We start from the raw sequence: 24023 nt of genomic DNA on the forward strand, positions 1-24023 counted from the left end.
TATTCATTTATGATTAATATAGGACATTTTGTTACAAAAAGTTATTGTTCGGTCATTGTGTTATGCATTTTTATAATTTTTTCTTCTTGTCAAGAAGGAGAAAAACAAAAAAGCAACACGACTGTAAACGATAAGTATAATGTGCTTTTTGTATCTATAGATGACCTTCGTCCACAGTTAGGATGCTATGGAGATCCCACTGTAGTGACACCTAGTATTGATCAATTTGCAAAAGAAGCTACTTTATTCAAAAGAGCTTATTGCCAGCAAGCATTATGCTCGGCGTCACGAGCGTCCATGCTTACAGGTTTAAGACCCGAAACTACTGGTATAACAGGAATGTATCAAAAAGGAATGCCTTTAGATGAACAATTTCCAATGGTTTACACCCTGCCGGAAAATTTTAAAGACAACGGTTATTTTAGTTATAGCATAGGCAAGGTATTTCATCAGATGGGAGGGACAGATGTGGGGTCAGACAATGTAGCCGATGCCTGGAGTAAACCAGCTTGGAATCCTCATGATGTAGGACCATACGGTCCAAAAGGTATGGAAAGGTATAAGGTGAAATACGATTCTTTAGCAAGTACTGGCTCAGATATGAGGAGTTTAAAAGATATTCCCAAAGTATTTTATGCTGAAGACCCAGACATACCGGACAACCAATTACCAGACGGAGCTATGGCAGATAAAGCCATAGAAATGATTAAAAAGTTTAAAGCCGATGATACAAATTTCTTTTTAGCTGTTGGCTTTGTAAAACCTCATTTACCATTTGTTGCTCCTAAAAAATATTGGGATTTATATGATCGCAACAAAATCGAATTAGCACCAAATGACTTTCACCCAGTCGGAGCACCAGAATATACCATGCTTCAAAATATAGGTATTTATAAATACGAAGACGCGCCGGCAAAAAATCAAAACCCGACTAGAGAACAAGCGTTGGACGCTGTACATGGCTATTTGGCTTGTATCAGTTATGTAGATGCACAATTTAAAAAGTTAATCGATGCGCTTAAAACTCAAAACCTTTATAATAACACCATTATTGTGGTTTATGGAGATCATGGTTATCAGGTAGGAGAACATAACGGTTGGGGAACGAAGCATTCAAATTATGAGTCATCCACCCATGCACCATTAATAATTAGAATACCTAATGCTACCACTTCGGGAAAATCTATTAATAAATTAGTTGAATTCACTGATGTATATCCAACACTTAAAGATTATTGTGGCTTATCAGAACCTGAAAATTATGAATTGGAAGGCACAAGTTTACGTCCATTAATAGAGGAGACTGCTACTACATGGAAAGATGTCGCATTCAGTACTTACCCAAGAAACATTAAGGGTGTAGGTAGAGCGCTAGGTACAGGTATGGTAACAGATAGATACCGTTTGGTGACATGGCATGTCCCTGAAAAGGCGTTTACAGAATACGAACTTTACGATCATAAAATAGATCCTCAAGAGAATTTTAATTTAATAAACCATCCTCATTACCAAGAGATCATTGAGGAGTTAAAGACAAAAATGATTATTCACAGTAAATAACATGTAACTGTGAATATTGATTAACATAAAGAATACACATATTATAAAATGAACAACCAACTTGCAGAACATAGACTCAACAAACTAAAGAAAGCCTTTAAGGATTTAAGCGAAAAAGCGAATGAAAAGGAAAAACTTTCTAACGGCGTTTTTGAGCGTTATAACAACCCCATTTTAACTAAAGACCATATTCCATTGCCATGGCGTTATGATTTTGATACACAATCAAATCCATTTATGATGGAACGTATAGGCGTTAATGCAGTTTTTAATTCCGGTGCCATAAAATGGAACCATAAATATATATTGGCTGTTAGGGTTGAAGGCTATGATAGGAAATCTTATTTTTCCATTGCAGAGAGTGATAATGGTATAGATCATTTCAAGTTTTGGGATCAACCAATAACATTACCTCAAACTGAAAACCCAGATATTAATGTATACGATATGCGTTTAACGCTGCATGAAGATGGGTGGATTTATGGCATTTTTTGTACTGAAAGAAAAGACCCAACAGCCCCTGCAGGAGATACAAGTTCTGCCATTGCAGGAGCAGGTATTGTAAGAACAAAAGATCTTTTAAGCTGGGAACGGTTACCGGATTTAATTTCAAATGCTGGTCAGCAACGTAACGTAGTCATGCATCCAGAGTTTGTAAAAGGCAAGTATGCGCTTTATACAAGACCACAAGATGGATTCATTAATGTTGGTCAAGGTGGCGGTATCGGACTTGGATATGTCACATCTATGGAAAACCCAATTATTGAAAACGAAAGAATCATTAACAATAAACATTATCACACCGTATATGAGCTAAAAAATGGTTTAGGGCCGGCTCCCATTAAAACCAAAGACGGGTGGTTGCATTTAGCACATGGTGTGCGTAACACGGCTGCCGGATTACGCTATACATTATACATGTTTATGACCAGCTTAGATGATATTTCTAAAGTGACGCATGTACCGGGAGGATATTTTATGGCACCGGAAAATGAAGAAAGAGTAGGAGATGTATCTAATGTATTGTTCTCTAACGGTTGGATTCAAGATGATGATGGTGCAGTATATATTTATTATGCATCTTCAGATACACGGATGCATGTTGCGACTTCAAGTATTGATCGTTTGGTAGATTATGTAAAAAACACGCCTGCAGATAATTTTAAATCAGGAGCATCTGTCAAAGTAATCAATCAGTTAATATTAAAAAATTCGAAAGTAACCAGTGACTTATAATTTTAAATCATTAAGGGAGGAGCTAGATGCTACCGTTCAAAAGAATATATTAGACTATTGGGTTAATAATGCAGTTGATGTTAACAACGGCGGTTTTATAGGACAAGTTAGTCATGACAATATAAAAGATATAAACGCTAACAAAGGTATTGTATTAAACTCACGTATTCTTTGGACATTCTCTATAGCCTATAGAGAACTAAATGATGCTATTTTTAAATCATTAGCAGATAGGGCCTATAATTATATTAAAACGTTCTTTTTAGATAAAAAATACGGTGGTGTTTATTGGGAGCTTGATAGTTTGGGGCATCCGGTTCAAAAAAAGAAACAAATTTATGCTCAGGCATTTACCATATACGCATTAACGGAATATTATAAAATATCTAAAAACAGTGAAGCGCTAGATTGGGCAAAAGAGCTTTTTGACATAATAGAACAACATAGTTACGATGAAAAAAATCAAGGTTATATAGAAGCGTTTGCAGAAGATTGGTCAGTTTTAGAAGACATGAGATTAAGCGATAAAGATGCGAATCAAGAAAAGACAATGAACACGCATCTTCATATTCTGGAAGCCTATACAAATCTATATAAAGTATGGCCAAATGGAACATTAAAAAGGCAGCAAGAATCACTTATAAAACTGTTTTTAAGTAAGTTCATTGATACAAATGATCATCTTAATCTTTTCTTCACCAACGCTTGGGAAAATAGGAGTAGAGTCATATCCTTTGGGCATGATATTGAATGCGCGTGGTTGTTAACTGAAGCAGCTGAGGTAATAGATAACGAGGCGTTAATATTAAAAACGAGGGAGGCTTCTATACGAATTTCTAAAAAGTTTATTTCAGAAGCGTTAGATACCGATGGAGGTATTATTAACGAACGAAATTCAGAGAATGGACACGTAGATTATGAAAAGCATTGGTGGCAGCATGCAGAGGCACTTGTTGGTTTAATGAATGCTTATACCATTTCAAACGACGAGAAATTTATTTCCCCAATATTTACGATATGGGAATTCATTAAAAAAAATCTAATCGATCATCAAAACGGAGAATGGTTCTGGAAAGTAGATAAAGAAGGCGTACCAGATAAAAGTCAGGAAAAAATTGGCTTTTGGAAATGCCCTTACCATAACTCAAGAGCTTGTTTTGAAATGATTAATAGAATAAATTCCATAAGCAATATAAATGCATAAAAAAGTAAAAGCCTTAAAAGTTAAAAAAGAGTTAGACATGAAAAAATTAGTACAAATAATTCTTATAATCTGTTTTTCGTTACATGGTGTAAATGCACAAAATGGGATTAAAAATTTTATTACAGTAGATGGCCACAGATTAATGAATGGGGATCAGGAATTTAGATTTGTTTCATTCAATGTGCCTACATTAAATTATAACGAAGATGTTTTCGATTTCAATAGAATGTACCCATATTCGTTGCCTACAGAATATGAAATCAGAGATGTTTTTGAAACAGTAAAGCAGGTTGGTGGTCAAGTTATTAGAATGTACACTATACCAGTGCGGTTAGAAAATGAATCACCTGAAGCCCCTACTTATGTTGAAGGCCCGGGTGAGTTTGTAGAAGAGTCATTCAAAACCATGGATTTGGTTTTAAAGTTAGCAAACGAGTATAATATTCGCATTATATTTTCTACATTAAATAACTTTCGCTGGATGGGAGGAAGACCACAATATGCTGGTTTTAGAGGAAAAACACCAGAAGAATTCTATACTGATAAACAACTAATCAAAGATTATAAAAAAACATTAAAACATGTTGTTACACGTGTAAATACACTAACAGGCGTTGCTTATAAAGATGATAAGTCTATTCTGTGTTGGGAAACTGGAAATGAACTAACAAGCACGCCAGAGTGGACTGCCAATATAGCTAAGTACATTAAAAAGCTAGATAAAAATCACCTGATTATGGATGGTTATTTTGCATTTGATGACGACCCGGTTAGACAATCTTCTATTGACGATCCAAATATCGATATTATAAGCTCTCATCACTACGAATTAAATGCTAGGGATTTTTATAGAAACGTACAGAGTAACATTAAAATTGTTAACAAACAAAAACCTTACGTCATTGGTGAATATGGTTTTGTAAGTACGACGGCCATGGGAAAATGTATAGATGATGTTATCGATTCCAGTGTGTGCGGTATTTTAATTTGGGGCTTACGTGGACATCGTGAAGGAGGTGGATTTTATTGGCATTCAGAACCTTTAGGCTATGGTCGTTATAAATCATACCATTGGCCTGGGTTTAATAGTGGATATGAGTACGACGAAGAAAACTTTTTTAGTTTAATGCGTAAAAAAGCAGCACGTATTTCTAACACGACACCACCTCAATTATCGCAACCCAAAGCACCTGAACTATTACCAATTGAGCATACTTCAAGAATATCATGGAATGGTTCTACTGGAGCATCAGGATATAATATATATCGTTCTCAAATGGAAGAAGGGGAGTATAAATTAGTGGGATATAATGTATCTGACGCTAAAAATCAATATGTTCCATTATTTCAAGATGTAAATGTTGAATTGGGAAAATCATATTATTACAAGATATCTGCTCTAAACAAGTACGGTGAATCTAATTTTTCAAATATTATTGGACCAGTTGAGGTTAATTCTTATGCCTTAATTGATAACATGAATAATTTTGGAAAAGTATTTTATTCAACTGAAGGCATCACTTTAGAAACCAAAAATGATCGCATTTTTAAAGAAGATATGCATCGTTTTAAAGGAGATAAAAAAGAAGAAGTTGTCTACTATGTTCCAGGAAATTTAAAAAGAATCAAGATTTATTCTTTCTGTAAAGAAGATATAGAAAACTTAAAATTGTCACTTTCAGGTAATAATGAAACGTATAAAGAACAAAACATAAAACCAGAAAGCTATAATACAGGAAAAGGCGATTATGGATATTGGATTCCTATTTTACACGATTTTGAAGTGACTGAAATAGAAAACTCAAGCTATTTAAAAATTAATTTTAATAGTGAAACCCAGATGAGTAGAATAGAATTGTATTATGAATAAAATGGATCAAGTTTTTTTAAAGCTTGCATCTTAAAACTCCTATTGGAGCAGTAATTACTAAAAGTATCGAATTGATGAGTCAAAAAATTAGACTAAAAGAAAAAATAGGTTACGGATTTGGAGATTTTGCATCCTCCATGTTTTGGAAGTTGTTTTCCATGTTTTTAATGATCTATTATACCGATGTTTTTGGGCTTACACCAGCATCTGTGGGAGTTATGTTTTTACTAACTCGTATTTGGGATAGTATTAACGATCCTTTAATGGGGGTTTTATGTGACCGTACAAATACCAAACATGGGAAATTCAGACCCTATTTACTTTGGATGGCCATTCCATTTGGAGCCATAGGGATTTTAACATTCTTAGGACCAGATTTTGGTATGACAGGAAAACTGATATATGCCTATATTACCTATACCTTGATGATGATGGTGTATACAGCTGTAAATGTACCATATTCTTCTTTGTTGGGAGTGATGTCATCAGAACCAAAAGAACGAAACTCACTAGCGACATTCCGCTTTATTGGTGCATTCGCAGGAGGTATTTTTGTGACATCCACAGCCGCTTATTTTATCGGATTATTCAAAGAGGCTGGCGCTAATGAAGCGCAGGGATATCAGTATACCATATCTATATATGCCGCTCTAGCCTCTATTTTATTTATACTGACCTACAAATGGACAAAAGAGCGTGTAAAACCAACTCAAAAAGAACCATCATCGCTTAGAGATGATTTAAAAGACCTTTCTAAAAACGCCTCTTGGTTTATTATGATCGGTGCTGGTGTCGCAACGCTAATATTCAACTCGCTAAGAGATGGCTCTATGATGTATTATTTTAAGTATTATGTGAAGAGCCAAGAGGTATCTGGTTTTGGTGAAGTAGGTTGGGAAAAATTAGCAGCCACCTATATGACTATGTGGTTGGTATCTAATATTATAGGCGTTTTGTTGGCAACACCTGTGGCTAATAAAATTGGTAAAAAGCAAACATTTATGGGGGCTATGTTTTTAGCAGCAGCCATGAGCATTTGTTTTGGGTAACTCCAGATCAAGTATTGTTACTTTACGGATTAAACATTTTTATTGGAATTTCTGCTGGTATTGTATTGCCACTAATTTGGTCTATGTATGCAGATATTTCTGATTACTCAGAATGGAAAAATGGAAGAAGAGCGACGGGACTTATCTTTTCGTCATCATCAATGTCTCAAAAAATGGGATGGACTGTTGGTGGCGCTATTGCAGGATGGATACTTTCAGCCTATGGGTTCGAGGCAAATGTAGATCAATCTACTGAATCAATTTCAGGTATTCGTTTAATGCTTAGCGTATTTCCTGCGATAGGCGCATTATTATCAGCCCTTTTTATGTATTTCTATAAGTTGGATGATAAATTCATGAAAAAAGTGAATGCAGAATTGGCTATAAAAAGAGAAGATGCCCAAGACAAATGAGAACTAATATCTATGTGCTTTTAGGAGTACCTAAAAACGGCCATAAAATATAAACCTTTAAGCTATGATTTCATTTATAGTATCTATTGCCATATTAATAATCGGATATTTTGTTTATGGCAAATTTGTAGAGAAGGTCTTTGGTGTTGACAAAAAAGCAGTTACACCAGCGATTCGATTGCGCGATGATGTTGATTTTGTACCATTACCAACATGGCGTATTTTTTTAATTCAATTTTTAAACATTGCTGGGCTGGGCCCCATATTTGGAGCTATAGCAGGTGCTATGTTTGGGCCATCTGCATTTTTATGGATTGTACTGGGAAGTATTTTTGCAGGTGCTACACACGATTATTTTTCAGGCATGCTTTCAGTGCGTTATGATGGACTAAGTATAAGCGAAATCGTTGGTATTTATCTGGGTCTCAAATTTAAAAAATTCATGCGCTTTTTTACGGTGATTCTATTAATTTTTGTAGGCACCGTATTTTTAGTAGGACCTGCCAAGATTATTGATGGCATGACAGGAAATACTTGGAATGTTTGGGGTTGGGTACTGGTTATTCTGGTATATTATATTTTATCAACACTATTACCAATAGATAAACTCATTAGTAAACTCTATCCCATTTTTGGGCTGGCCATGCTTATTATGGCTCTAGGTTTGGGGGTTGCCCTATTATCAGGAACCTATGATATCCCGGAAATAATACCGGAAAATTTGGTTAATATGAAAACCAATCCAGACGAAAACCCATTATTTCCTATCCTATTTATAACCATTGCGTGCGGCGCCATTTCAGGGTTTCATGCGACGCAATCACCTTTAATGGCGCGTTGTATAAAGAATGAATCCCTGGGAAGAAAAGTGTTTTATGGTGCTATGATCACCGAAGGTATTGTAGCTTTAATTTGGGCAGCCGCAGCTATGGTTGTATTTGATAATGTAGAAGGCTTGAATGGAGCCATGGCGAACAATGGTAATAATGCGGCTTGGGCGGCTAATGAAATTTCATTGAGTATGCTTGGCAAAACTGGCGGTATTCTAGCGTTGCTAGGTATTGTAGCAGCTCCGATTACTTCAGGAGATACAGCGTTTCGTTCTGCCAGGATTATTCTGGCCGACAGTTTTAATTTCGAGCAAAAAAAATTGTTAAACCGGCTTTATCTCAGTATCCCACTTTTTGTTATTGCCTTTGTACTAACCCAAATTGATTTTGCTATCATTTGGCGTTATTTTGCATGGAGTAATCAAACGCTAGCGACTATCGTTCTTTGGACGATAACGGTTTATCTGGTTAAAGAAAACAAAAACCGTTGGATAACATTAGTTCCGGCTTTATTCATGACCATGGTATGCAGTACCTATATTTTAATTGCTAAAGAAGGCTTTGAATTAGGTTCTAAGTTAGCCTATGGTTTAGGAGCTTTGGTAACTATTTTAAGCTATGCCTTATTCAGAAGGTATATATCTAATTTACAGCTAAGTATATTTAATACCAATTAAACCACAAAATGACACACATAACTCATTCCTTTTTTACTTATATTTATTCAGGAAATAGAACCATAACCCCTGCTATACTTATATCTATTGACTTATCTAAGAAAAAAACATGTGCTCAGCTTGACTGCGTATAATTCAAATTGTTTAGGTATCATTTTGAAATTCAATTGGTATAATTTAAAGCTAGGGAAACTTTAATAAAGTTAATAGTATTAAGATAAAATCAATTTATAAAAACCAAATTTTCTGATGAAATATCCTTATTGTTTTGTTGTAATCATCTCACTAATTATTTGCTCTTGTACAAGTAAATACGAAGATGTTGTATTTAAAGAAAAAGCACCTCAAGATTGGGAAAACCCCGCAGTATTTCAAATTAATAAAGAAGCCCCTCGAGCATACTTTATACCATTTGCATCCATAGATGAAGCCAATACCGAGGATTTGTGGTCTTCATCATTTATAAGATCATTGAATGGTGTTTGGGACTTTCATTTGGCACAAAACCCTTCAGAAAGACCGGCTTGGTTTTTTAAAGATGATTATGATATCAGTGATTGGGGCACTATAAACGTACCAGCCAACTGGGAACTGGAAGGCTATGATTATCCCATATACACAAATGCTAAATACCCACATGAAAAAACCCCGCCAACTATTCAAGATCATTACAACCCAGTCGGTTCATATAAGCGAGCATTTAAAATACCAGCCAACTGGAAAAACAAGGAAATATTTCTTCATTTCGGTGCAGCAGGTTCTGCTGTAAATATATGGGTTAATGAGCAATTTGTTGGTTATAGTGAAGATAGTAAACTACCTGCCGAATTTAATATTACTAAATATTTAAAAGGAGGAGACAATACACTAGCTGTTGAAATCTATAGATGGAGTGATGCATCATACCTAGAAGATCAGGATTTTTGGAGAATGAGTGGGATAACACGTGATGTGTTTTTAATGGCGCGAAACAAACAACATATTCGGGATTTTAAAATAAAATCAGGCTTAGATGAAAGTTATGTAAATGGCGAATTTTCTTTAGATGTTATATTGATTAACCCACGAAGAGAAACAAAAGAATTAATTGTTGAAGCGGTACTATTTGATAACGATCAGCTACTCAAAAAATTTGAAGAAAAGATAAAACTAACAGAAGAACAATCAAAGTTAAGTTTTAATGAAACATTTCAGGAAGTTAAACAATGGTCGGCGGAACAGCCTAATCTCTATGAATTAGTAATGACCCTAAAAGATGCATCAGAGCATGTTATAGAGGTCATTAGGCAGGAAGTTGGTTTTCGGACCGTAGAAATTAAAGACGGTGTGCTTTTAGTAAATGGTAAATACATCTATCTTAAAGGAACAAACATGCACGAACATCATGATGTAACTGGACATTATGTAGATAGAGAAACCATGCTTAATGATATTAAAATTATGAAAGAACATAATATTAATGCTGTTCGTACATCACACTATCCGCAACCTGAATTTTGGTACACATTATGCAATAAATATGGCCTTTATGTAGTAGATGAAGCTAATATTGAATCTCATGGTATGGGCTATGGTGAAGCATCTTTAGCAAAAGATTCTACTTGGATGGATGCGCACTTGTATCGTACAAAAAACATGTATGAACGCGACAAAAATCAGCCGTCAGTTATTAGTTGGTCATTAGGCAATGAAGCCGGTAATGGTGTCAATTTTTTTGCAACTTATAAGTATTTAAAAGAAGAAGATAATACAAGACCTATACAACACGAAAGAGCAGAAAATAAAGACTGGAATACCGACCTTTACAGTAGTATGTATTTGCCTACTGACAGAATGATTAAATATGCCGAATCCGATTATGATAAACCCTTAATACTATGTGAATATGCGCATGCTATGGGGAATAGTTTGGGTAACTTTCAAGATTATTGGGATGTTATTGAAAAATACAGAGCCCTACAAGGTGGTTTTATATGGGATTGGGTTGATCAGGGGCTACTTACCGAAAATGAAGATGGCGAAAAATATTGGGCTTATGGGGGTGACTTTGGGCCAAAAGATGTACCTTCAAATGGTAATTTTTGTAACAATGGTTTAGTCAATCCAGATAGGGCTGTAAAACCGCATTTGCTTGAAGCTAAAAAAGTATATCAATATATTGGCTTTAGCCCTGTTAACTTAGAAAATGGAGTGTTTAATATCCAAAACAAATATGGGTTCACGAATTTATCTGAATTTGATATTGATTGGGCCATTATTGGAGATGGAAAAGTCATAGACAGTGGCAACGTTGAATCGTTAAATATTGAACCGGATGAGACAGCTGCTATTCATTTGGATTATACTATTGTACCAGAACCGGGAACACGTTATTTTTTAAATTTTTCAGCAAAAACAAATCAAGATAAAGGAATTCTTAGCAAAGGACATGAAGTTGCCAGAGAACAATTTGAATTGCCTTTTTACGAAGAAACTCCTAAAGGGGATATTAAAGAATTACCATCTCTTTCCTTTACCCAAAATGAAACTGAGGCTACGATAACCGGAAAATCATTTACTATTGTTTTTGATTTAAAGAATGGCGTCATGAAAAGTTTAAAAACCGATGGTATTGAATTCCTGAGTAAGGGACCAATCCCTAACTTTTGGCGTGCGCCTATAGATAATGATTTTGGCAATAACTTACATAAACGTTCTAAAATTTGGCGTAAAGCTGGAGAAAACAGGAAAGTACGTAGTGTAGGATTGACACAAAAAACAGATCATATGGTTCAACTCTCTTACGAATTTGATTTAGTTAATGATACCACAGGGCAGAACATTGGTAATTATACTTCAGTATATTCTATTTATGGTAATGGGCAAGTGAAAGTTGAAAATGATTTTCAGATGAGTAAAGATGATTTACCTGAAATAGTTAGAATGGGAATGAATTTGGTAATGCCTGGAAACTTTAATCAAATGTCATGGCAGGGTAGAGGCCCGCATGAATCATATTGGGATAGGAAAACAAGCGCATTTGTTGGTTTATATGAAGGCTCTGTTGCCGAACAGTATTGGGCATATTTACGTCCCCAGGAGAATGGAAACAAAACAGATGTAGATTGGTTGTCAATAACCAATAAAGAAGGAGTCGGCTTACTATTTGTTGGAAATGAATTACTCTCAGTAAGCGCACATCATAATATTATGGAAGATTTTGAGTCACTGGAAAGAACAGATGGAAGAGCAGGTATAACACCTAATAATCGACACACAACTGATGTAAAACCACGCGATCTTACTTCCGTAAATATAGACTATAAACAAATGGGCGTTGGCGGAGATGATAGCTGGGGTGCTTTTACGCATCCAGAATACAGGCTAACGAGTAAGCAGTATCAGTATACATTTTCATTCAAGCCTATAGCAAAAACAGATAACGTCATTGAAAGCTCAAAAAGAATGAAAAGTATCATGATTCACAAATAATGAAATGAGGCGTATATTAATATAATAATGTTCTTTTTTAACGATTGCTTGTCATTCCTGCGAAAGCAGGAATTCATATGCAAAAAGAGTGGATTCCGCATCAAGTGCTGAATGACAAAACTATCTTTAAAAGTTTATAGAAACTAAAGTAACTGCAATGAAATTGCAGAGTTTTAATCTTTAACTTGAAAACAAAACTTATTTAATCTAATAAAACCAATTAAATCTCAAAATTCAATTGGTATAAAACACTTTTAATTAATGAACTTTTTTTGCAAAAACTTCTTTTTCATAGTATTAGTACTGAACGCCTCTTTAAGTGCCCAGACTAAAAAAATCTACCATAAGGACTGGATAGATTTCAACAAAAATGGTACAAAAGATATCTATGAAGACCAAACAAAAGATGTAGAAGAGCGTATAAACAATCTGGTATCGTTAATGACCATGGAAGAAAAAACCATGCAGTTAGTGACTTTATATGGTTATGGACGTGTAGCTACCGATGAACTTCCTACTAGATCATGGAAAAATGAATTATGGAAAGATGGTTTAGCGAATATTGATGAAGCATCTAATGGTGTTTCAAAAAAAGCAAAGTATACATTTCCATATAGCAAACATGTGTGGGCATTAAACAAAATTCAAACCTTTTTTGTTGAAGAAACCAGATTAGGTATCCCAGTTGAATTTACAAATGAAGGTATTCGCGGATTAAACCATGTAAAAGCAACATCGTTTCCTGCTCAAATCGGTATGGGGTCTACCTGGAACCCAGAACTGCTTTACAAAGTTGGGCAGGTTATAGGTAAAGAAGCTTATGCTTTAGGCTATAATAATATTTATTCACCTGTTTTAGATGTTGCTCGGGATCAGCGTTGGGGGCGTATTGTAGAAAGTTTTGGTGAAGACCCCTTTTTAGTTTCCGAATATGGTGTGCAAATCAGTAAAGGTATACAAGAACAAGGTGTCGTAAATACGTTAAAGCACTATGCGGTGTACTCAGCACCAAAAGGTGGACGTGATGGAAATGTACGTGTAGATCCGCATATTACTTGGCGCGATATGCATTTAATGTATCTGTATCCGTTTAAACGTGCTATCCAAGAAACCAATATTATGGGCGTTATGAGTTCGTATAATGATTACGATGGAGACCCCATAACTGGGAGTCATTATTTCCTCACAGAACTATTACGAGACACTTATGGTTTTAAGGGCTATGTCGTGTCAGATAGTGAAGCATTAGCCTATTTGCATTATCAGCATCATGTAGTAGACTCTTATAAACAGGCCGTTTTAAAAGCTATAACAGCAGGGTTAAATGTACGCACGACGTTTAATCCACCTAATAAATTTATAGAACCTCTGCGAGAATTAGTTTATGAAGGTACCATTCCTATGGCATTACTAGACCAACGTGTAAAAGAAGTTTTGCATGTTAAGTTTAAAGAAGGGCTTTTTGATAAGCCTTATAAAGAAGCTGCTTTAGCAGATAAAGTTGTAAAAACAGATGCTCATAAAGCACTATCCTTACAAGCCTCCAGAGAATCTATTATTCTTTTAAAGAATGCAAATAATACCTTACCTCTAGATAAAAACAAGTTGAAAAATGTTTTAGTTTGCGGACCAACAGCCAAAGATACTATAAGCTCTGTAAGTCGTTATGGTGCGTTAAGAACGCATACTGTTTCTGGGTATGAAGGTATTGTTAATCATTTAAAAGATAAAGTTGAAGTTACTTTTGCTGAAGGGATTGATATAAAAGACGAAAACTGGCCAGATTCTGAGGTGTTTGATATTCCTTTAAATGATGAGGAAAAGACCATGATAGCTGATGCTGTTACAAAAGCAGAAAAAACAGATGCTATTATTTTATTTGTGGGAGAAGAAAAAGAGATGGTAGGCGAAAATTTAAGTAGAACAAGTTTAGATTTACCTGGACATCAGCAAAAATTAATTACAGCGCTTTCTAAAACAGGTAAACCATTAATTGTTGTTTTGATAAACGGACATCCACTATCTGTAAATTATGCAGACAGACAAGCAGATGCCATTCTTCAAGGGTGGTTTCCTGGAGAGTTTGGAGGACAGGCGATTGCAGAAATTATTTTTGGAAACTATAACCCAGGGGGGCACCTTCCTGTTACCATGCTAAAAACTGTAGGTCAGATTCCTTTTAATTTCCCGTACAAACCAAATGCCCATGCGGGACAAGCTAAAGAAGGACCTAATGGTACTGGTAAAAGCAGAATAGTGACTGAATTATACCCTTTTGGTCATGGTTTAAGCTATACTACTTTTGGGTATAGCAACTTAAAAATAAACAATAAACTAACTACCAAATCAGGCACATTAACGGTTAATTTTGAGGTAGAGAACACAGGAGATAGGGCAGGTGATGTCGTACCGCAATTCTATATAAACGATGAAGTAAGTTCTCTCACTGTTTACAAGTGGCAACTAAGAGGATTTAAAAGAATTCATCTAAAACCTAATGAAAAGAGAACCGTTTCATTCACTATAACGCCAAAAGCATTAGAATTTATAAACTTGGATCGTGAATTTGTAGTTGAAAAGGGTGTTTTTAATATAGCCATAGGTAATTCTTCAACAGACTTTCAATTAAAAGGTAGTTTTAATATTGATGAATAGCGTGAATATAAAAACTGAAGACTAAAATTTAAAATAGTACTCTTTTTTGAAAAAGACACGAATGTCACGAATTTTCACTAATTAACCTTTCTATCGACAGATTTCAAACCTACATGGGCTAAGGGATTCTTGTGAATTCGTGACATTCGTGTCTAACTTTTATTTATTTCATTTTTCTTTCTAACGGAAATTCAGGATGAGGCGTTCGAGCTTTTAACATAAGCGCTTTCAAAGCATCTCCTTTCTCTAAATTTTGAGAATAGATATTTTTAGCTTCTTCAGGATCTTCTTTTAGATTATATAATTCGTAATCACGTCCAACAAAATAAATAAGTTTCCAATCTCCTTGTATAATTGCTTGAATAGGACCTCTACTTTCATTGAATTCCCAATATAAATAATCATGTTTTTGCTGGGCTGTACTGTTTATTAATGTAGGTAAGAAAGATTTTCCATCAATTTGCGAGGAAGGTACTATACCTGCAATATCACAGGCAGTGGGTAAAAAATCCCAAAAAGCCGAAACATAGTCTGTTTTACTTCCAGCTTTTATCTTATTCGGCCAACGAGCAACAAAAGGCATTCGGATACCTCCTTCATATAAATCCCGTTTCCTTCCTCTAAAGACGCCATTACTATTAAAAAACTCATTATCGGTATTATCATACTCATGTCCGTTGTCACTGGTGAATATGACCAATGTATTGTCATCTACTCCAAGCTCCTTAAGTTTTTTCATAACCAACCCCACATCTTTATCCATTCTGCTAACCATGGAAGCATAAGTAACATGCCCGTTTTTATCGTTACGGTAATGCCCCATTTTCATTTCCCTTAATGGCCAATCTTGATCTTGATATTGTTTCTTTTCAACTTCTGGAATTGTTAACTCGTAATGAGGAATGGTGTAAGCCAGGTATAAAAAGAAAGGTTGATCTGAAGATTGGTTATCTAAGAATTCTAATGCATTATTTGTAAAAAGGTTTTGAGAATACGTGCCTTTTTTATCCATCATGACATTACCTTCTATAGTAATCTGTTTATCATTTTTCCATATTTTTTCCGGGTAATAATGATGGGCATTAAGATGTTGATTAAACCCATAAAAATAATCGAACCCTTGTAGATTTGGTATACCCTCAGTAAGATTTTCTGCAAGACCCCATTTGCCAATGATGGCTGTATTATAGTTAGCTCGTTTAAGTTCTTCAGCCACTGTAATATCACTACTGGAAATATCTACAGGATTTCCTGACTTAGTCCATCTGGGATTTCCTCGTACCGTTGCATGTCCCGTGTGCATACCGGTCATGAGGCTTGCTCGTGATGGCCCACAAACGGTTGAACCGGCATAATGTCGTGTAAAAACAATCCCTTCTTCTGCCATCTGATCGAGAACTGGTGTTTTAATTTTTTGCTGTCCATTAAAACCGACATCCCCATAACCTAAGTCATCTGCCAAAATAAAAATGATATTGGGTTTAGAAATTTCTTTCTTCTTTATTCCAGACTCTTTCTTATTAGATTGGCATCCTACAATGAGTATTGAAAGTGACACCAACCTTATTAAAGTATATAGCTTCATAGGGATTTATGCTCCAGTTATTAAATTGATTTGGTTATATTTATTAATGAGTAAATATATTCATTAATCTTATAATATCCCTATGGCTATGTTGTTGGTATTAGTTAATGCTTTTAATTTCTATTAATGGCAGATGATGTTATGAGAGATTTTCTAACATTACTATTTTTTAAGACATATCGCATTCTTGTTACTTGATTTTTAGTGAACATATTCATACAGGCATCATCGGTATAATCCATGTAATTTTGAGTGAGTACAGATTCTCCATTACAAGATAAATTTGCCAAACCATCACAATTTTCAGTTCTTCTAGATACAGGTGGAGTATCTTCACAATAATCATCAAAGTCTAAACAATTGGCATTTTCTATCTTCCCCCAAAGGTGTTTTAAACCTAAAAAATGTCCCATTTCATGAGTAAACGTTCGACCAAGATTTGAACCACCTACTAAATCTGAAGTGCCAAAATGAGGAGTAGCAATCATTATTCCGGTAGTGCCGTCAGGGTTTGCATCTATAAGACCTGGTAAATTTGCCTTTGGGACAGAAGATTGACCTAAAGCTGTATTTGGTTCAAAAGGAAATACCCAAACATTAATATAATCCTGTTTATTCCAATATCCATAATAAGGGAGATCATCAAAAAACCAATCATTTTCTGTGTCAATAAAGATATCATTTAAGTTCACTCTATTAATGCCATCGGTTTGGTCTCCATTAGGATCTATTTCTGCTAATTTAAATTCTATTTTAGTATCTGCTCCTAAAGGATGTATATTGTAACCTAGAGTCCCTTCTTTTTTTCTGAAATCATCGTTTAGTGTTTTAATTTGACCAATAATACGTTCATTTGATAGGTTATAGCCAGTTCCAACTTCTTGTCCTGTATGTACAATATGAATAACAACGGGAAGTGTGTAAACGGTTTCTGTTGTTTCTTCTGGATGTTCAACTCCATCACCTTTAGAACAGCTGAATAGTATTATGCTTGATAATGCTATTAGAATAGAATTTCTTATCATTTTTTGGTTATATTATTTTTTTAAAATTTTTCTGGAAATTGTAATATTATCGGCTTCAAAGATTATTGCATGTAACCCTTGATTTAAATTGGATAAATCAAGTTGTTCAAAATTTACTTTTTCTTCCATGGCTAACTTTCCAAGAGTGTTATAAACTTTGATTCTGTTTAGTTTAATAGCATCAGGTGTTTTTATTCTTAACATGTTGCTTACAGGATTTGGATAGCATACTATTTCCATATCATTTTCAATAGTATCTACCCCTAAAAGGCCACAATTTTCACTATAGCTAGTAGTGTCATTTTTAGACCAAGAGACAACATTGTTAGAAAAACCTACATCGTCAACTTGTATACATGATAAATTGATGTTGTCTTGTGCAAACATGGTGAGTAATAAGTTGTTATTTCCGTTTTTAAGATTAAGGCTGGTCAACTGATTTGTATAACACCAAAAGTTAATAAGGTTGTGGTTATTAGAAACATCTAAATCGGTTAATTGATTAAATGCACAGTACAAAGTTATGAGCTTAGAGTTATTAGAAACATCTAAAGTTGTTAAGTTGTTAACCAAACAATTTAGAATTTCAAGATTATGATTTTTAGAAACATCTAAAGTTGTTAATTGATTGAAATCACAATATAACTCTATAAGGTTTGTGAATTGCTCTATTCCTTCTAATGAAGCAATATTTTGAGATGAAACATTCAATTTTAATATGGCTTCAGCCTCGGCAATTTGTATTTCGTTATCATTGTTGGTGTCAACATCGTCATTGTAAATGCCATCTCCATTTGTGTCTACACACATCGTGTTTATTAATGCATTCTTAAAATTGGCATTGGGAATGGTTATAATTTGAGCCTGAATTTGTTGATTAAAGACCAATAATGTAAGAGATAAATAAATGTTTTTCATTTTTTGATGCTTATTGTAATTGAATGTTAAAGGATTGATTTTTTCGCTTGATATCACGAATACTTATGATTTTGAATTGGCTTGCAAGGTAATTTCTAATCTTCATTTAAAACATAGGGGATATACTCCATTTTTTGTGCATTTAGGACATTATATAGTCTATGAAAAGCTTACCAATTTTGAATATTGAACAGCTTGAGGAAGCTGAATCTTTATCTGATTTTTATTGTAATAACTTAGGTTTGCATTTAAAAAAGAATAAATCAATCGGAAAATCCGTAGGGTTTTCCGAGTACACACAGAACAAGCAATTTACTATACACGTCTTAAGTTCGTACTTCAATTGGTAAGTTTAATTCTATTTACAACTAGAGCTGCTACAAACAGCCCAATACCATATATACAATGGATAATAAGACTCATTAATCTAGCTTTATTCGGGTCGGGTAAATTTGAACCTGCAACACCAAACCCAAATGCAGGTTGCATTATAAAAAATGATGCAACCATTGTTAGCAAGCCAATAACCAAAGCAGGGAAAAGAGAGGGATTATCAAGCCATTTTTTTCCAAACAGTATTACCAATAAAAAAGTGAAAGCAATCCCTATAGAATAATGAGCTGTCTGTCCGATAATTTGTTCATACTTAATGGCTGCTGAATCAAAGATTTTATTATGATTAAATTTTCCGTTAAACATATGTCCAATCCAGCGACCTAGAAATTTATAGTCAAGGCCTTTAATCCCGAACAGTTTTAAAACAAAGGCGTAGATATCCATTGTAATAGTAGCTCCAATTCCTATTACTATGATTTTAAGTATTGTATTCATCTTTTATTAATTTGTTAAATTCTTCGCAAAGGTGACTTGGAATTCAACTATCTTAATAGGATAAATTTCAAAAAGAATGGTACTTATTTAAAATTCTGCCGAAATACTTGAGGCGTGTAACCCGTATACCTTTTAAAAAACCGAATAAAGTAAGCCGGGTCTTCGTAGCATAATTTAAAAGCAATTTCATTTATTTGATTAGATGTTGCCAACAACAATCTTTTTGCCTCAAGAATAATTTGTTCATTTATTAATTGAGAACTTGTCTTACCTAACAAGTTTTTGGTAATGGCATTTAGTTTGTATGGAGTAATGTGGAGCATTTCTGAATATTCGGTTACTTGTTTATTTGTACATATTTGACTTTCCAATAGTTGTACAAATTTGTCTAAGAGTTCCTGCTCATATGGGTCGTTCTGTTCTTTTAGCGTATTGTTTTCCAGAACATCTCGCATCAATTCTATAAATAGTATGTCCAAATTAGCTTTAATCACTTCTTCATATCCTGCTTTCTTTTGAATAAATTCGTCGAAAATATATTTGGAAACAGATAAAATCTTACCAAATTTTTGATTGCCCAAATTGTAGTAATTATGCTGAACCACCTTCCAGAATATTTCTTTTTTATAGTTATAGATAGACGAGTAAAAGTTAAAATCAAATGTAATTAGGTAGCCTTTGCTTCCTTTTTCAAGAATTAATTCATGAACTTGCCCAGGACGGATTAAGGAAATTGTATTTGGGACTACGGGATAATCATTAAAATCAATATGGTGTTTACCGCTTGCTTCTTCTAAGACCATAAGAAAAAAGAAATCATGACGATGCAAACCCTCTTCCATATTTTTGTCTACAAGTAAATCTCCAAGATTAATAATCTCGAAATTTCCCGAAAAAAGAGGTTCTTTTGTTTTTCGAATGGTGATTTCTTGCATTTAGTAAGATGATGTTTGTGGTGTTTTTAGTAATTATTGCCGACGGTTTGTATATGGTGCGTATCCCAAAGAGTATGTATTATATAGCATGTTATGCAAATTTTATTATCCTTTTATTTCTAGGGTTTCTAAAAATAAATCAATGATTCCTTTATCATCTTTATGATCTTCGCTCAACAGCATTGTTACTACAATTATCCCCTCATCTTTTGCTCCGTAAGTAGCCACTGTGTAAATCTCCTTTTCTCCTTTGTAAGTTAAAGTAGTTTGAATACCTACTATTGTTTGGCCACTTTTTAGTTTTCTCTTAAATGGCTTTTCAGTTTTAGTGTAACCGTAATTGACACTTTCTTTAGTAATTTCATTCATCATTAATTGTGTCAAACTACTTGGATCAAGTGTTTTATATTTTTGAACCATAAAACCATTTCCCGTAGATTTCATAATCATACATTGCTCAATACCTTCTTCAATTTTAGAATCCGATACACTAAGTGATTTGTCATGACTAAAAGAAATCATATCATCTGAATAAGTTAATATCTCGGGCTGTGTGATTTTAATTGTCAATTTTTCCCCTGAAGATATTTTATACTGAATATTTTTATTGAGGTCAACTAGAATTGAGTCGTTATTGATAATTATGATATAATTCCCTTTGTTTTGAGAATAACTTATTAGGCTAATTAGTAATGCTCCTATGGCGAAAATGTTTTTTATCATTTTTTCTATTTTTATGTTCGTTAAGGGACATGTTTTACACAAGTTAAAAGCTTTGATTTTAGCATTATCTCGCCTATTTTTTATACATTGTTAGCACCTTTTTATTTTTTACTGTTTTTCTTAGCTACTATAAAGTAACTAGATGCACCTTTGTAGATCTTTTCCGAATCAACAGTCTGAAAGTTTTTATTTATGATTAAATCATCTAAATCAGAACTTTTAAGTCTTCTTATAGGAACCGGAATTATTCCAATTCGACACATTATTTGAACAAGTCGAATTTGCAAACCAACTAAAAATGACAATTTACCTCCTAAACAAGGTGTTACAGAAATAAACAAACCATTAGGCTTTAATAATTCATCTATTCTTTGTACAACATCTTTGGGATTAGGAATAGTGTGCAACATATTGAAAGCTAGTATTCTATCATAAGATTCTTTTTTGTGTTTTTCATCAAAAATATCCGTTTGAGAGAAAGTTACATTTTCAATTTTTTTATCGACTGCCTTTTCTTTAGCAATTTCAATCATCTTTGATGATATGTCAATTGCGTGTATTTCTTTAACATAGCCGGCAATTTCACAAGATACTGTACCTGTTCCACATCCGTAATCTAAAACAACATTACTATTCTCTAAATACTTTTTAGCGTTTTTTCGAGACTTACTATGAATATATTCAAAACGTTCTTCTGTTTTGTCGTAGTTTTTTGAAGCACTATCCCAAAATTTTTTTGATTTATTCATTCGTTGTAATTTCTTGTTGTTTGTAATTGGTGCTAACGTAGGTATATACACCAGCATACATACCCTTACTATATATACACCAAATATACATAAATAGACAAGAGCGTAAAGACGTTTTGTAGAACTTAAAAACTATTATTTAAAGCCTCACCTTTATATTAAAATAAACGATACTCTAATGTTGCATTTTAATTAAATACCTTCCGGCTTTAGAAAGGTTTGTCTTTGTTTCCATATTTTTAATAACCTCCTTTATTGTGGGTATAGATGCTTTTATGATATCTGGATCCATAGTTCTTAAACTATTCATAACATGGAGAGACACCCTTTTGTTTTTACTTTGTAAGGCCTCAATTAAAACAGGCAAAACAGATGAAGATTCGCCTAGACCATATAACGCTTCGGCAGCAGTAATACGTACATCAGGACTTGTATCTTTTAGCAGTTTCATTAGATCTTTTTTACCAGTGACAGCATCTTTGCCTAAAATTAAACAACCCAAAGTCCCCCAATATCTTATAACAGGATTTTCATCATGCGTAAAACTAATAAGTTCCTTTAGTTTGTTTTTATCTTGTAATGCAGCTACATCTGCAGCTTGTTTAATTTTTTTGTAATCATAGGCATCAGAATGTACATAATCATATATAAGTTGATGGTCGTTTATAGACCATAATTGACCTTCCGGAATGAAGCCAGAGTCTTTAATTGAGTACATCCAATCATTTGTTTCTTCTCGCATTTTATCAAGCACATCTTTATATTCAGGATTATTAACTAAATTGTTAACTTCCCAAGGATCTTTGGTCGTATCATAAAGTTCTTCGGTAGGTTTTTTATTCCAAAAGATACTTTGTGTTTCGTTGCATTTACCCAGTTTATATACTTCTTCCCAAGATTTGCTTGATGGTGCTCTCCATTGATATTCTAAAAAATCACCATACATTCGGTGAGGCATATAATTTTTTATATATCGATATTGTTTATTTCTTACAGCTCTTACTTTATCAAATCGTTCGTCCATTCTATCACTAAATAAATGCACGTATTCACGAGGTTTTGCTTGCTGATTTCCTAAAAAGGCTTGTCCTTGCATATAATCTGGAACTTTAACATCGGTAAGACTTAATATGCTTGGTGCTAAATCAACAAAACTTACCAATCTGTCTAATTGCGTGTTAGGCTTTGCAGGAGCAAGATGTTTATACTTTTCAGGAAATCGCCAAATCATAGGGACATGGGTTCCGGTTTCATAAACAAATCGTTTGCTTCTGGCTAAAATTCCACCGTGATCACTATAATAAGCCACTATGGTATTTTCCGCTAAACCGGCATCGTCAAGTTCTTTCAGCACATCTGCAACTTGACTATCCATATCTTCAATCTTATCATAAAATTGTGCCCAGTCATGCCTTATTTCAGGCGTATCTGGATGATAAGGTGGTAATTTTACCTTGGCAGGATCATGTCTTAACAGACTATCATGTTTTGTTTTATGTAGCGAGCTTTCATGACTAACACCAATATTAAATATGGCAAAAAAGGGTTGCTCTTCTTTTCTGTTTTTATAATGCGCTTTTGTTGAAGATTCATCCCAGACTCCTTTAGGTATGCTTGTATTGTAATCTGTTTTACTATTGTTAGTAGTATAATATCCTTCCTTTTTAAGGTATTCGGGAAAGAACTTTATAAACTCAGGAATGTTATATTTACTACGCATATTCTGTGTTCCCATGGTTGTGGGATACATCCCAGAAATAATGGTTGATCGGGCTGCGGCGCATACTGGTGCATTTGCAAAAGCATTTGTGTACAGAATACCCTCTGAAGCCAATTTATCTAAGTTTGGGGTTGTTGCGTTAGCATCACCATAGCATCCTAAATATGGACTATTATCTTCGCTAACAATCCATAATATGTTTGGTCTATCTTCAGCTTTATTTTCAGATTTTTCTTGTTTACAGGAATTGATAGTAAGTAATAGTAGAGTTGCAACCATTGAGGCATTAAAGCCAAAAAATATTCTTTTCATTTGAAGTGAATTTGAATGGAATTTGAACATAAAATGATGTTATTAAGATGTTTGGAGCAACATATCATAGATAAAACTCAAACATCTTAAATTAATGAATAAAAATATAATATTCGGACTATTGTTTTTAATACTATTTAAGCATAATCATAACTTTTTTACTCATAAGAGTCTGTTTATAGGTCACATTTCATGATAGAAATGGTATTTGGTCTTATTTCTTTGGCTATTGGTTTAATTGGTTGTTATATTTACACGTT

At 34.0% G+C, this 24023-nt stretch carries 15 protein-coding genes and 1 pseudogene; 8 read left to right on the plus strand and 8 right to left on the minus strand.

Annotated elements, in window-relative coordinates:
- The first annotated feature begins 9 nt into the window (after positions 1–9).
- The 8 genes and pseudogenes from Q4Q47_RS15275 to Q4Q47_RS15310 all read left to right on the plus strand — a co-directional run bounded on the left by Q4Q47_RS15275 (position 10) and on the right by Q4Q47_RS15310 (position 14965).
- Complete coding sequence (locus Q4Q47_RS15275) at positions 10–1560, plus strand: sulfatase (protein WP_303307503.1); 1551 nt, start codon at positions 10–12, stop codon at positions 1558–1560.
- A gap of 48 nt (positions 1561–1608) precedes the next feature.
- Entirely contained in the window at positions 1609–2796 is a 1188-nt protein-coding gene (locus Q4Q47_RS15280) for a glycoside hydrolase family 130 protein (protein ID WP_303307504.1), read from the plus strand.
- Complete coding sequence (locus Q4Q47_RS15285) at positions 2786–4000, plus strand: AGE family epimerase/isomerase (RefSeq protein WP_303307505.1); 1215 nt, start codon at positions 2786–2788, stop codon at positions 3998–4000. The genes Q4Q47_RS15280 and Q4Q47_RS15285 overlap by 11 nt, the downstream gene beginning before the upstream one ends.
- Positions 4001–4037: 37 nt before the next feature.
- Positions 4038–5870 carry a glycoside hydrolase 5 family protein gene (locus tag Q4Q47_RS15290; RefSeq protein ID WP_303307506.1) on the plus strand — a complete coding sequence of 611 codons (1833 nt, stop codon included), beginning with the start codon at positions 4038–4040 and terminating at the stop codon, positions 5868–5870.
- Between the two features lie 158 nt (positions 5871–6028).
- Positions 6029–7332: pseudogene (locus Q4Q47_RS15295) on the plus strand (MFS transporter).
- A gap of 64 nt (positions 7333–7396) precedes the next feature.
- Positions 7397–8839 (plus strand): carbon starvation CstA family protein, encoded by a 1443-nt coding sequence (locus tag Q4Q47_RS15300; RefSeq protein WP_303307507.1) that lies wholly within the window; start codon positions 7397–7399, stop codon positions 8837–8839.
- Positions 8840–9088: 249 nt separating this feature from the next.
- Positions 9089–12310, plus strand: coding sequence for a glycoside hydrolase family 2 TIM barrel-domain containing protein (locus Q4Q47_RS15305; protein ID WP_303307508.1), 3222 nt, complete (start codon positions 9089–9091; stop codon positions 12308–12310).
- Positions 12311–12571: 261 nt separating this feature from the next.
- Positions 12572–14965 carry a glycoside hydrolase family 3 N-terminal domain-containing protein gene (locus Q4Q47_RS15310; protein WP_303307509.1) on the plus strand — a complete coding sequence of 798 codons (2394 nt, stop codon included), beginning with the start codon at positions 12572–12574 and terminating at the stop codon, positions 14963–14965.
- Between the two features lie 163 nt (positions 14966–15128).
- Here the strand turns inward: Q4Q47_RS15310 and Q4Q47_RS15315 are convergent, their stop codons facing one another.
- The 8 genes from Q4Q47_RS15315 to Q4Q47_RS15350 form a co-directional block, all read right to left on the minus strand.
- Positions 15129–16550, minus strand: coding sequence for an arylsulfatase (locus Q4Q47_RS15315; protein ID WP_303307510.1), 1422 nt, complete (start codon positions 16548–16550; stop codon positions 15129–15131).
- 113 nt (positions 16551–16663) lie between these two features.
- Complete coding sequence (locus Q4Q47_RS15320; protein WP_303307511.1) at positions 16664–17575, minus strand: M43 family zinc metalloprotease; 912 nt, start codon at positions 17573–17575, stop codon at positions 16664–16666.
- A gap of 12 nt (positions 17576–17587) precedes the next feature.
- Positions 17588–18493: a T9SS type A sorting domain-containing protein gene (locus Q4Q47_RS15325; protein WP_303307512.1), complete on the minus strand. Its 906-nt coding sequence runs from the start codon at positions 18491–18493 to the stop codon at positions 17588–17590.
- A gap of 339 nt (positions 18494–18832) precedes the next feature.
- On the minus strand, positions 18833–19324 hold the full coding sequence (locus Q4Q47_RS15330) for a DUF2938 domain-containing protein (RefSeq protein ID WP_303307513.1): 492 nt from the start codon (positions 19322–19324) through the stop codon (positions 18833–18835).
- An 83-nt stretch (positions 19325–19407) separates the two neighbouring features.
- A complete protein-coding gene (locus tag Q4Q47_RS15335; protein WP_303307514.1) occupies positions 19408–20259 on the minus strand; it encodes a helix-turn-helix domain-containing protein in 852 nt (283 codons plus the stop codon).
- A gap of 105 nt (positions 20260–20364) precedes the next feature.
- Positions 20365–20982, minus strand: coding sequence for an uL13 family ribosomal protein (locus Q4Q47_RS15340; protein ID WP_303307515.1), 618 nt, complete (start codon positions 20980–20982; stop codon positions 20365–20367).
- 101 nt (positions 20983–21083) lie between these two features.
- A complete protein-coding gene (locus Q4Q47_RS15345; RefSeq protein ID WP_303307516.1) occupies positions 21084–21731 on the minus strand; it encodes a class I SAM-dependent methyltransferase in 648 nt (215 codons plus the stop codon).
- A gap of 175 nt (positions 21732–21906) precedes the next feature.
- A complete protein-coding gene (locus Q4Q47_RS15350) occupies positions 21907–23763 on the minus strand; it encodes a sulfatase-like hydrolase/transferase (protein WP_303307517.1) in 1857 nt (618 codons plus the stop codon).
- Positions 23764–24023: the final 260 nt, after the last annotated feature.

It is taken from the genome of Flavivirga spongiicola, from assembly GCF_030540825.1.
Taxonomy (GTDB): Bacteria; Bacteroidota; Bacteroidia; order Flavobacteriales; family Flavobacteriaceae; genus Flavivirga; species Flavivirga spongiicola.

Bases quoted from the DNA above. Each gene is read 5' to 3' on its own strand.
- Q4Q47_RS15275 (WP_303307503.1), top strand. From the start codon at position 10: ATGATTAATATAGGACATTTTGTTACAAAAAGTTATTGTTCGGTCATT.
- Q4Q47_RS15280 (WP_303307504.1), top strand. From the start codon at position 1,609: ATGAACAACCAACTTGCAGAACATAGACTCAACAAACTAAAGAAAGCC.
- Q4Q47_RS15290 (WP_303307506.1), top strand. From the start codon at position 4,038: ATGAAAAAATTAGTACAAATAATTCTTATAATCTGTTTTTCGTTACAT.
- Q4Q47_RS15300 (WP_303307507.1), top strand. From the start codon at position 7,397: ATGATTTCATTTATAGTATCTATTGCCATATTAATAATCGGATATTTT.
- Q4Q47_RS15305 (WP_303307508.1), top strand. From the start codon at position 9,089: ATGAAATATCCTTATTGTTTTGTTGTAATCATCTCACTAATTATTTGC.
- Q4Q47_RS15310 (WP_303307509.1), top strand. From the start codon at position 12,572: ATGAACTTTTTTTGCAAAAACTTCTTTTTCATAGTATTAGTACTGAAC.
- Q4Q47_RS15315 (WP_303307510.1), bottom strand. From the start codon at position 16,550: ATGAAGCTATATACTTTAATAAGGTTGGTGTCACTTTCAATACTCATT.
- Q4Q47_RS15320 (WP_303307511.1), bottom strand. From the start codon at position 17,575: ATGATAAGAAATTCTATTCTAATAGCATTATCAAGCATAATACTATTC.
- Q4Q47_RS15325 (WP_303307512.1), bottom strand. From the start codon at position 18,493: ATGAAAAACATTTATTTATCTCTTACATTATTGGTCTTTAATCAACAA.
- Q4Q47_RS15330 (WP_303307513.1), bottom strand. From the start codon at position 19,324: ATGAATACAATACTTAAAATCATAGTAATAGGAATTGGAGCTACTATT.
- Q4Q47_RS15335 (WP_303307514.1), bottom strand. From the start codon at position 20,259: ATGCAAGAAATCACCATTCGAAAAACAAAAGAACCTCTTTTTTCGGGA.
- Q4Q47_RS15340 (WP_303307515.1), bottom strand. From the start codon at position 20,982: ATGATAAAAAACATTTTCGCCATAGGAGCATTACTAATTAGCCTAATA.
- Q4Q47_RS15345 (WP_303307516.1), bottom strand. From the start codon at position 21,731: ATGAATAAATCAAAAAAATTTTGGGATAGTGCTTCAAAAAACTACGAC.
- Q4Q47_RS15350 (WP_303307517.1), bottom strand. From the start codon at position 23,763: ATGAAAAGAATATTTTTTGGCTTTAATGCCTCAATGGTTGCAACTCTA.